The 10,722-nt window shown below is 68.7% G+C and carries 11 protein-coding genes; 1 reads left to right on the plus strand and 10 read right to left on the minus strand.

Annotated features, from left to right (window positions below):
• Positions 1-84: 84 nt before the first annotated feature.
• From NS2_RS05015 to infA, 10 genes are all read right to left on the minus strand, one after another.
• Positions 85-1,014, minus strand: a complete 930-nt coding sequence (locus NS2_RS05015) for a hypothetical protein (RefSeq protein ID WP_143837538.1) — start codon at positions 1,012-1,014, stop codon at positions 85-87.
• 209 nt (positions 1,015-1,223) lie between these two features.
• The gene (locus NS2_RS05020; RefSeq protein ID WP_033085980.1) at positions 1,224-1,520 is read right to left on the minus strand and encodes a hypothetical protein; all 297 of its coding nucleotides are present in this window, start codon (positions 1,518-1,520) and stop codon (positions 1,224-1,226) included.
• 346 nt (positions 1,521-1,866) lie between these two features.
• A complete protein-coding gene (gene truA / locus NS2_RS05025; RefSeq protein ID WP_081985666.1) occupies positions 1,867-2,781 on the minus strand; it encodes a tRNA pseudouridine(38-40) synthase TruA in 915 nt (304 codons plus the stop codon).
• Between the two features lie 19 nt (positions 2,782-2,800).
• A complete protein-coding gene (rplQ, locus tag NS2_RS05030) occupies positions 2,801-3,307 on the minus strand; it encodes a 50S ribosomal protein L17 (RefSeq protein WP_033085979.1) in 507 nt (168 codons plus the stop codon).
• A gap of 52 nt (positions 3,308-3,359) precedes the next feature.
• Positions 3,360-4,418, minus strand: a complete 1,059-nt coding sequence (locus NS2_RS05035; RefSeq protein WP_033085978.1) for a DNA-directed RNA polymerase subunit alpha — start codon at positions 4,416-4,418, stop codon at positions 3,360-3,362.
• 106 nt (positions 4,419-4,524) lie between these two features.
• Positions 4,525-5,130 carry a 30S ribosomal protein S4 gene (gene rpsD / locus NS2_RS05040; protein WP_033085977.1) on the minus strand — a complete coding sequence of 202 codons (606 nt, stop codon included), beginning with the start codon at positions 5,128-5,130 and terminating at the stop codon, positions 4,525-4,527.
• Between the two features lie 21 nt (positions 5,131-5,151).
• Positions 5,152-5,565, minus strand: a complete 414-nt coding sequence (gene rpsK, locus NS2_RS05045) for a 30S ribosomal protein S11 (protein ID WP_029923717.1) — start codon at positions 5,563-5,565, stop codon at positions 5,152-5,154.
• Between the two features lie 9 nt (positions 5,566-5,574).
• Positions 5,575-5,946 (minus strand): 30S ribosomal protein S13, encoded by a 372-nt coding sequence (gene rpsM, locus NS2_RS05050; RefSeq protein ID WP_033085976.1) that lies wholly within the window; start codon positions 5,944-5,946, stop codon positions 5,575-5,577.
• Positions 5,947-6,127: 181 nt separating this feature from the next.
• Positions 6,128-6,241, minus strand: coding sequence for a 50S ribosomal protein L36 (gene rpmJ / locus NS2_RS05055; RefSeq protein ID WP_033085975.1), 114 nt, complete (start codon positions 6,239-6,241; stop codon positions 6,128-6,130).
• 120 nt (positions 6,242-6,361) lie between these two features.
• Complete coding sequence (infA, locus tag NS2_RS05060) at positions 6,362-6,583, minus strand: translation initiation factor IF-1 (RefSeq protein ID WP_033085974.1); 222 nt, start codon at positions 6,581-6,583, stop codon at positions 6,362-6,364.
• 340 nt (positions 6,584-6,923) lie between these two features.
• Here infA and NS2_RS37150 point away from each other — a divergent pair, with 340 nt between their 5' ends.
• Positions 6,924-10,565 (plus strand): nucleotide-binding protein, encoded by a 3,642-nt coding sequence (locus tag NS2_RS37150; RefSeq protein WP_235263939.1) that lies wholly within the window; start codon positions 6,924-6,926, stop codon positions 10,563-10,565.
• The last annotated feature ends 157 nt before the right edge of the window (positions 10,566-10,722 follow it).

Raw genomic sequence — 10,722 nt, forward strand, 5'->3', positions numbered from 1 at the left:
CAGGCTCAACGCCGCCCCTCATCGCCCGATTCTCGCACCCCGGCCCCACCCCAACCCCCCAATTCCCTTAACAAACTCCATCTTTCACCCGCCGCCCGAATTACCCCGTTCCCCGCAACCCGCACCACGAATCTCCATAGCGGGCATGCTCTTTGACTCGCACCCACCGTCCGCAATCGCGACTGCGAACTCGATTGCCCGCATATGAGCCCGCAGCACCGCCGCCACTTGCGCATAGGGCGGTTCGTCGCCTTCTTCGTCCTCGATCGGGGACACACCCCGGTGCAGATCCGCGCGATCCCGCCGCACCCGGCGACCGAGCGCCGACTCGAGTTCGCGGCGAAACTCGTCCGGTGTCAATCGCTGTGTGACACCGGGCAGACCAACCCCGGCCAATTGCCGCTCCACGTCCGATTCATCACCCTCGAGCGGAAGTATGCGAGCGGCGACGCCCCCGTCCCGGAGATCCACCAGAACCAGGAATCCATGGATGTCACCGCCACGCTCGAAGCTGCCCAGGAGCACGGCGAGGTGTGCCGCGGCGGAGCGGGTGAATTCGATCGCCCGGATCGGTGCGAGGAGCCGATCGCACCAGCGCGGCGCCGCTACCCCGTTGGCCTCCAGCCGATCCGCCGCCGCCCCGGCAGCCCGGGACAGCTCACCGGAGCTGAGCCGGGCGATGCCGCGCAGCAGGCCCACCGACGCCTCGGTCGCCCGGGCTTCCAGCACCAGCACCGCCCAGGCCCCGAACAAGGCCGTGAGGCCCAAATCTTCGTTGCGGCTGGGCGTGAGCAGCTCGGCGATGAGCAATTCGACTCGGAAAATGTCCACGTCGTCACCGAATTCCGACGCCACCGCGAGGGCGGTGTCGACCGGCCCGTGCGGATCGAACTCCTCACCCCGACATCCCGGGCAGTCCTCCCGATGCCGTGCCGCTTGCCCCGTGGAAGGGCACCCGCCACCACGTCCGGCCTTCCGCTTACCGCGCCCCCGGGCGCGCTTCGATGTGCTCATGACACGAACGATCCGCCGCCATGTGACTCGAACCAACGGACAATGAAACTTCGCACCCCCGAAGCGCATTCGGGTGATATCGCCGAATGCGCGTCTTCACGCCCGTGACCAGGGCGGCAGCGGCAGCGCCGACCGGATCGGGAGAATCGCGCCGCGGTGCCGACAAGGAAAACTTCGCGCCCCGCGAAAAGGCCGGGCGACCGCTGGATTCAGCGTTCGGTCGCGGGGCGGACGGCACGGCGGACGGTCAGGGCCGCGGCGGCCAGGACCAGGGCGGCCAAGACGAATTCCGAGATGAGGAATTGGAGGAAGTGGTGGCCGGTGATGCCTCCGATGAGGATGGGTCCGACCAGGACGGGGACCAGTAGGACGCCGTAGGCGCGCCAGATTTCGGCACGGCGGGTACGGGGGTCGGCGTCGGTCGTGCGACGGAGGGTTACGTAGACGACCACGGCGCCCAGGACGAGATAGAGAATTACCGGGACGGCGTAGAGGAATGCGTGCACTGGGTTCTCCTGGTGGTCGAAAGTGGTCCGGCGCAGAGGATTCCGGGGTCGGGGCCGGCTATTTCGGGATCTGGGCGCGTAATTTCGCGGGCGTCATGCCCATGCCATTGCCGAAGGCGCGTTAGAGCCGGCACTCGCCCCCCCCCCGCTGAAACCCTATGCGCCACAGGAGTCCTCGGTCTTGCGCACGCCCGCGACCGATACGGAGCCGCGCACAGCCGACGCCGCGCCACAGCCGCCTTCGGACCCGGGCACGGCTGCCGCGAATGTGGCGGTACCGATGAAAGACACTGCGCCACAGCTGCCCTCGGAGCTGTGTCCGGCCGGAGCACAGGTGGGGGTTCACCTATTCGCCACAGCAATCTCCCCCGCCAGGCACGCTGCGTACCTCGCGGGTCTGGAGATTGCGGGCCGCCAGGTCCGAGTCGGCGGGATAGTCGACGGCGATGAGGCTGAGGCCGTGGGCGGGAGCGACGGTCACCGAACTGGCGCGCTGGCGCTCGTCGAGCAAACCGGCTATCCAGTCCGGGGTCCGGCGACCCTCGCCGACCGCCAGCACACCGCCGACCAGGCTGCGGACCATGGACCAGCAGAAGGCGTCGGCGCTGACGTAGGCGGTGAGCAGATCGCCGTCCTGGACCCAGTCGAAGCGCTGGAGTTCGCGAATGGTGGTCGCGCCCTCGCGGCGGCGGCAGAATGCGGCGAAGTCGTGCAGGCCCAGCAGATTTCGCGACGCCGCGCGCATGGCCTCGACATCGAGGCCGGGCCGCACGGGCACGACGCCGCGGGCCTGGAGGGGTTCCGCGCCGTAGGGGGCGGTGGCGAGCCGGTAGGCGTAGTGGCGGCGGACGGCCGAGAAGCGCGCGTCGAATTCCGGCGGCGCGAGGCGGACGTCCTTGACCCGGACATCCTTGGGAAGGAAACGGGCCAGTCGGTGCACCAGCTTCGGGCCGTCCACTTCGGTATGCGTATCGAAGTGCGCGACTTGCCCTTCCGCGTGCACCCCCGCGTCGGTGCGCCCGGCCACGGTGAGTTGGATGGGCTCGCGCTGCACCTTGCTCAGCGCCTCCTCCAGCACGCCCTGCACGGTGCGCAGGCCGGGCTGGCGGGCCCAGCCGGTGAAATCGGTGCCGTCGTAGCTGATGTCCAGCCGTACCCGAATCGAAACCGGTTCGGGCGTCGGAACCTCAACCGTCACAGCGATCTCCTGGTTAACATGGAGAAAGCCCGCCGACCCGGAGGGGACGGCGGGCTCACTCATGGAATCCGAAAGGGCGGGATTACTCCGCGTCCTTGGCCTCGGCGGCCGGGGCGTCGGCCACGGTCTCCTCGGCGGCATCCTCGACCTTGGCCTCTTCGGCGGCGGGGGCCTCGACGGCCTTCTGCGAAGCCGCGACGCGACGGGCACGATCGGCCTCGTTGGTCACGGTCTTCTCGCGGACCAGCTCGATGATCGCCATCGGGGCGTTGTCGCCCTTGCGCGGGATCGTCTTGATGATCCGGGTGTAGCCGCCGTCACGACCCTCGAACGAGGGGCCGATCTCCGCGAACAGGGCGTGGACGATGTCCTTGCTACGGATCACCTTCATCACCTCGCGACGGTCGGCAAGGGTGCCGCCCTTCGCCTTGGTGACAAGCTTCTCGGCGTAGGGGCGCAGCGCCTTGGCCTTGGCCTCGGTGGTCGTGATGCGACCGTGCTCGAAGAGCGCCTTCGCCAGGTTGGCGAAGATCGCCTTCTGGTGCGACGCCGTCCCGCCGAAGCGGGCACCCTTCTTGGGCTTGGGCATTGTTGAATCTCCTGTGTTGAAGGCCGATTCGGGGCGCTACACCCCGAATGACCTAAAGCTGTTCGGTTTCGGCGTAGTCCTGCTCGCCGCTGTCGGTGTCGCTGAACGAACCGCTGTCGCTCCAGGTGCCGCTGGCCGCGTCGTAGCCGACGACGGAGGACGGATCGAAGGAAGCCGGGGAGTCCTTGAGGGACAGGCCGAGCGAGTGCAGCTTGACCTTGACCTCGTCGATGGACTTCTGGCCGAAGTTGCGGATGTCCAGCAGGTCCGACTCGGTGCGGGCGACCAGCTCGCCGACGGTGTGCACGCCCTCACGCTTGAGGCAGTTGTACGACCGAACGGTGAGATCCAGGTCCTCGATCGGCAGGCCGAACGAGGCGATGTGGTCCGCCTCGGCCGGGCTCGGGCCGATCTCGATGCCCTCGGCCTCGATGTTCAGCTCGCGCGCGAGACCGAACAGCTCGACCAGGGTCTTGCCCGCCGACGCCAGCGCATCCCGCGCGGAGATCGAGTTCTTGGTCTCGACATCCAGGATGAGCCGGTCGAAGTCGGTGCGCTGCTCGACACGGGTGGCCTCGACCTTGTAGGTCACCTTCAGAACCGGCGAGTAGATCGAGTCCACCGGAATCCGGCCGATTTCCGCACCCGACGCCTTGTTCTGCACGGCCGGGACGTAGCCGCGACCGCGCTCGACCACGAGCTCGATCTCCAGCTTGCCCTTGTCGTTCAGGGTGGCGATGTGCATGTCCGGGTTGTGCACGGTCACGCCCGCCGGGGGGACGATGTCACCGGCGGTGACGGTGCCCGGGCCCTGCTTGCGCACGTACATGGTGACCGGCTCGTCCTCTTCGGACGACACGACCAGGCCCTTGAGGTTCAGGATGATGTCGGTGACGTCTTCCTTCACGCCCGGGACGGTGGTGAACTCGTGCAGCACGCCGTCGATGCGAATGCTGGTGACAGCCGCACCAGGAATCGACGACAGCAGCGTGCGCCGCAGCGAGTTGCCGAGGGTGTAACCGAAACCCGGCTCCAGCGGTTCGATGGTGAACCGCGACCGGTTCTCGGACACGACCTCTTCGGTCAGCGTCGGTCGCTGTGAAATCAGCATTTCTTCCTCCTTCGGACGCCCACTATTTGACGCCCACTGTTGGGAGCCGTTGCGGCCCTGAATGATTCAGGGCCACAACCAGCGGTGCGCTTGACGCGCAACCTGATTACTTCGAGTAGTACTCGACGATCAGCTGTTCCTGGAGCGGAACATCGATCTGCGCACGCTCGGGGAGCTGGTGCACCAGGATCCGCAGACGGCCCGGCACGACCTGCAGCCAGCCCGGGGCGGTGCGGTCGCCGATGGTCTCGCGAGCGACCTGGAACGGCAGCATGCCGGCCGACTTCGGCTTGACGTCGATGATGTCGTACTGCGACACCTGGAACGACGGGACATCCACCTTCACGCCGTTGACGACGAAGTGGCCGTGCGAAACCAGCTGACGGGCGGCACGACGGGTACGGGCCAGACCGGCGCGGTACACGACGTTGTCCAGCCGGGTCTCGAGCAGACGCAGCAGGTTGTCGCCGGTCTTGCCCTTCTGGCGGTTCGCCTCTTCGTAGTAGCGGCGGAACTGCTTCTCCATGACGCCGTAGGAGAAGCGGGCCTTCTGCTTCTCCTGCAGCTGGAGCAGGTACTCCGACTCCTTGATCCGCGCGCGGCCGTGCTGGCCCGGCGGGTAAGGACGACGCTCGAACGCCTGGTCGCCTCCGATGAGGTCGACGCGAAGACGACGCGACTTACGGGTGAGGGGTCCGGTATAACGGGCCATTTCGTTCTACTTCCTTTCCCGCTAGACGCGACGCCGCTTGGGCGGACGGCAGCCGTTGTGCGGCTGCGGAGTGACATCGGAGATCGTGCCGACCTCCAGGCCGGCGGCCTGGAGCGAACGGATCGCGGTCTCACGGCCCGAACCCGGGCCCTTCACGAACACGTCGACCTTCTTGACGCCGTGCTCCTGCGCCTTGCGGGCAGCGTTCTCGGCAGCGAGCTGCGCGGCGAACGGGGTGGACTTACGCGAGCCCTTGAAACCGACGTGGCCCGAGGACGCCCAGGAGATGACGTTGCCCTGCGGGTCGGTGATGGACACGATGGTGTTGTTGAACGTGCTCTTGATGTGCGCGTTGCCGTGGGGGACGTTCTTCTTGTCCCGGCGACGCGACTTCTGAGTCTTCTTCGGGCCAGCGGCCCGGCTCTTCGGAGGCATGCGCTATCCCTACTTCTTCTTGCCGGCGACGGTCTTCTTCGGACCCTTGCGCGTGCGGGCGTTGGTCTTGGTCCGCTGGCCACGCACGGGCAGGCCACGACGGTGGCGGATGCCCTGGTAGCAGCCGATCTCGATCTTGCGACGAATGTCGGCCTGCACCTCGCGGCGCAGGTCACCCTCGACCTTCATGTCCGAGGCTTCGATGAAGTCGCGGAGCTTGGTCAGGTCGTCGTCGCTGAGGTCCTTCGAACGCAGGTCCGGGCTGACGCCGGTCTGGTCCAGGATCTCCTTGGCGCGGGTACGGCCGATGCCGAAGATGTAGGTCAGCGCGATCTCCATGCGCTTTTCGCGCGGGAGGTCGACGCCCATCAGACGTGCCATGTTTGGCGATTCCTTACTTTTGCGGAGGTCTGCTCCCTGTCCGTCCCCGCGAAGTGGGGCCCCGGCCTCCGTACCGGGGGTAGGCCGCCGTCCGTCCCGCTAGGGACTCGCCGACGGCGACTGGAGCTGGGAGTTCTTCTTCATTGCCAGTCCGAACCGCGATTCGGTGCTTGGCGGTGAATCAGCCCTGGCGCTGCTTGTGGCGCAGGTTCTCGCAGATCACCATGACTCGCCCGTGACGGCGAATCACCTTGCACTTCTCGCAGATCGGCTTGACGGACGGCTGAACCTTCACGTCAGATCCAATCTGGGTTGGTGTTCACTGGCCGTGAACACAGTTTTTCCCCGGCCGGTTTGACCGGGGAAAACCCGGGAATCGAGGCCCCGGAAGTCTTTGCGCACCCGCGGGGGTGACTCACTTGTAGCGGTAGACGATGCGCCCGCGAGTCAAGTCGTAAGGCGACAACTCAACGACGACGCGGTCCTCGGGCAGAATGCGGATGTAGTGCTGCCGCATCTTGCCGCTGATGTGGGCCAGAACCTTGTGCCCGTTCTCCAGCTCGATCCGGAACATCGCATTGGGCAACGGCTCGCTGACTCGGCCCTCGACCTCGATGGCCCCTTCCTTCTTCGCCATATCCTCCGCGATCCCGGTTAGGCTGAACCTGGTTGGTTCAAGCTCATTACGGCAGGTCGGCCGGAAGTTCGTGGTGCATGACGGCCAACCCGGTGACATACTCACTGGAGGCGGCACTAAGACATGCCACAGCCACTATGTAAGTCACCAGCCGCCTAGCTTACCCGTTTCCCCAGATCCGGCCAAATACGGGGCACTGTGACGTGCTCTGTCACGCGCGAAGACTCGCTCGATCATGCGCGAAGTCGGCTGCCCGCACCGACATGCCGGGCACAGCCGCGCCGGAGATCGCTAAACTACGGCCTGTCCAGCAAGATCGGTCGAGCACCCGGGGGTAGATGTGAGTCGCGAGAACGACGGCCTCCCCATGCTCCCGCCCTGGCTGTCCGAGAGCGACGTCACCGACACCGCCTACGAGGCTCCCCCGGTCCAGAACCTCCCGCAGGACGAGGTCATCCCGAAGGCCAAGGGCAGCCGCGGCCTCTTCGGCAAACGCCCCTCCTGCAAAGCCGACCCCGCACCCCAGGCCTCCGCACCTGCTCCGGACCGACAGCGCCCAACCGCCTCGGACCGCAAGCAACCCGCCGCCCCGGCTCCCCACTCCCCCGCGGCCGACCCGACCACGACGCCCCCGGGCACCCCCATCCCCCAACGCGACCCGGGCACCCATTTCAACCTCCCCTCCCGCGGCACCCAACCGACCCCGCCGGTTCCGCAGCCGGACGGCCCGGCCACCCCCAACGGCCAGCGCCCCACGCCCGCACAACCAGACGGCCGAGGCTTCGTTCCACAACAACCGAACGGCAAGGGCACAGCCCCCGCCCAGCCAGATGGCCATGGCTTTTGGCCTGCCGGCCAAGGCGGTGCGCAGCCCAACGGTCAAGGTTTCGGCCCCGGGCAGCCGAGCGGCCAAGGCGGACAGCCGCTTCCAGGTCAACCGTCGATGCCGCCGCAGGCGCCGGGCCCGCGCTTCGACGCCCCGCCCACCTCCGGCGGCCAATTCCCGCAGCCGCGGACCGCCCCGGAACCGCCTCGCCCGGGCCCGGATTCGGGCCCCGTCGCACCGACGACGGGTCCGCAGTTCTCGGCTCCGCCCGCGCCGGATGCTGCGGCCGACCAGTCCGCGCATGCACGGCCGCAGCACAGCAAGCCCGGTTTCACCCCGCCGCCGCTGCCGCCGTCACCCGCCACGCGCCACGGTTCGACAGCCCCGGAGCCCGCCCAGGCGGGCCCCGGACCGGCGCACTTCGGCGCGTCTCTCGCGGGCACGCCGGACTCGGCGTCCCCGGCCCACACCCCCGCCGATCCGGCCAGTCGCCGTCCGCTGCCGCCCGCCCCGGGTGAATCCGGTTCGGCGGCAGCCGATTCCGCGCCCAACGCTGTGCGCCCACCGCTGCCGCCCGCCCCCGGCGAGGCCGACTCCGTGACTCCCGGCGTCGACGATCCCGCCGGTGTGACGACCAAGATCTCGCAGCCGCCCCTGCCCCCGGCACCGGGCGAACTCGACGCGCCCGGCCCCGACCTCATCGCCCCCTCCGCGCCGGCGACCCGTCAGCCGCTTCCCCCGGCCCCCGAAACCGCCTCGGGCACAGCCCAATCGGACGACGTCCCAACCACCGCACAGGGTGCGACCGGCGAGACCCCCGCCATCGATCCAGCCACCGGCATCCCCGGCTCGACCACCGGCGTCGCAAGCCCGGTCACCGGCGTACCGGCCTCCGCTGCCGACCCCGATCCGGTACCGAACACGACCGCCGCCGCCCACGGTCTGCTGGACGCGCAACTGGCCACCCTCGGCGGCACCCTCGCCGGCCCGAACCCGCTGTCCCCCAACGGGGCCGCGGACACGTCCCGGAACCAGCCGACCGGCTTCCCCTCGGCCGCACACCGGCACAGCACCGACCCCACCGGCAACGACACCGAGCAGCCCGAACCCGGCACCGACTTCGATGAGCCGATGACCCCGGGCCGCCACCGCGCCATGGACGTCCCGCTTCCCCTGTCCACCCAGCACGGTTCCGGCCCGCTACCCCAGATCCCCGGCCCGGGCCCGCAGGGTTCCGCCCCGATGCCGCAGGCACCCAACCAGATTCCGCAGGCGCCCGGCCCCGGTCCACACGGCTCCGGCCCTGTCCAGCAGGTTCCCAGCTCTGTTCCGCAAGACTCCGATCCGAATTCGCACGCGCCCGGCCCGCGGGGCTCGGGAGCGATGCCGCAGGTCCCCGAGGACGGGGCGCAGGGTGGTGGCCAATGGATGCCGCCGGCTCCGCCCGTACCGGGTCAGGTTCCGGGCGCAGCGGGTCGGCAGTCCGGCGCTGACTCGAATGTTCCGCCATTGGGCTCCGGGGCCGGGTTCCCGCCGGGAACCGTTCCGCCGCAGCTGAACCCATGGTCGCAGGGCTCGACCCAGGTCGGGGCAGTTCCGGAAGGGATACCCGGGGCTGCGCCGGTACCGGGTCAGGGCAGCATGCCGGGCCCCCGGTCCATGGGCGGGGCAGCCGATGTTGCGGACCCGGACGAGAATCCTTGGGCGAGCGCGCCGCTTTCGGAGGCGGCGGCCGCCGGTCTCACCGGGCCGCATCCGAGCGCGCCCGCTCCGGCGGGCCCGCCGGGACAACCGCATTGGGGTCCGGGTGGTGCCGGGCAGCAGGCCGATGGTTCCGTACCGGGGCAGATGCCTTGGGGCGCACCGGGACAGCAAGGCGGTCCGGTACCGGGCATGGACGCACCCATGCCGTGGAACGCACCGGGTTACGAGCAGGCCCATCCGGGCGGGCCGGGGCAGGGCGGGGTTCCGGGGCAGCCCGGAGTCGGCGCGCCCGGGCAGTCGCACTGGGCCGCGCCGGGGCAGCAGTCGACGGCTCCGGCCGCGTACGGACCGGGCGAAGCCGGACAGGCCCCGTGGGGCGGTCCGGAACAGCCCTCGGGGTATCCCGGTGGGCCGGTGCAGAATTCGAACTTCGCGCCCGGGGCGGGTCCGGCGCAGTACGGTCCCGCGGCCGGGCAGTATGGTGCGCCGGGGCAGACGTGGGGAGCGAACGGTCCTGGCAGGCCCGCGCCTTCGCTCGACGATGTGCATGTGCGGCGGGCCACGAAGGCCCCCGGTTCGGGGTGGCGTCGGGCCGTGCACCACATGTCCGGTGGTGCGATCAATCCCGGGATGTCCGCGGAGGAACGGCGGCTACAGGAGTTGGTGGCTCGCATTCGCCAACCCGTGCGCGGGGATTACCGGATCGCGGTGCTCTCGTTGAAGGGTGGCGTCGGCAAGACGACGACCACCATGGGGCTGGGCTCGATCTTCTCGTCGATTCGCGGTGACCGCGTTATCGCCGTCGATGCGAATCCGGACTTCGGAACCCTGTCGCAGCGCGTCCCGTTGCAGACCCGCTCCACCGTGCGGGATCTATTGCTGGACGAGCACATTCAGCGGTATTCCGATGTCCGCCGCCACACCTCGCAGGGCAGCAGCCGACTGGAAGTGCTCGCAAGTGAACGCGATCCGGCCGCCTCGGAAGCCTTCAGCGAGGACGAGTACCGCGCCGTGGCCCGCATCCTCCAGCGCTTCTACAACATCATCCTCACCGACTGCGGTACCGGCCTGATGCATTCGGCCATGGCGGGCGTCCTGGACCTGGCCCACTCCCTGGTCCTGATCTCCTCCTCGGCCATCGACGGCGCCCGCAGCGCCGCCGCCACCCTGGACTGGCTCTCCCTGCACGGCCACGACCACCTGGTCCGCAATGCCGTGGTGGTCATCAACCTCCCGCGCCCCGGTGCCCCGAATGTCGGAATCAACCAGCTGCGCGACTATTTCCTGTCCCGTTGCCGCGCGGTCCACATCATCCCCTACGACGCTCACCTGGGTGAGGGCGCCGAAATCGACCTGCACCGCCTGAGCAAGCCGACCAAGCGCGCCTATGTGGAATTGGCGGCGACGGTCGCCGACGATTTCTCCGCCGACCACCGCCGTTATCGCGGCTGAATTGAATCGGTTCGGCGGCATCGAGTTCAGTCCCCTCACCCGCACATGACATAGCACCCAACCGGTGCTAATTTGTGGCTCGCGCCGGTCTTCTCGTCGCGGTACGGGCTCGCATGGTTCGGCGGCCCGCGGCTGTCCGGTGATGAGGGTTAGTACT

This window comes from Nocardia seriolae NBRC 15557 (genome assembly GCF_007990715.1).
GTDB classification, from domain to species: Bacteria; Actinomycetota; Actinomycetes; order Mycobacteriales; family Mycobacteriaceae; genus Nocardia; species Nocardia seriolae.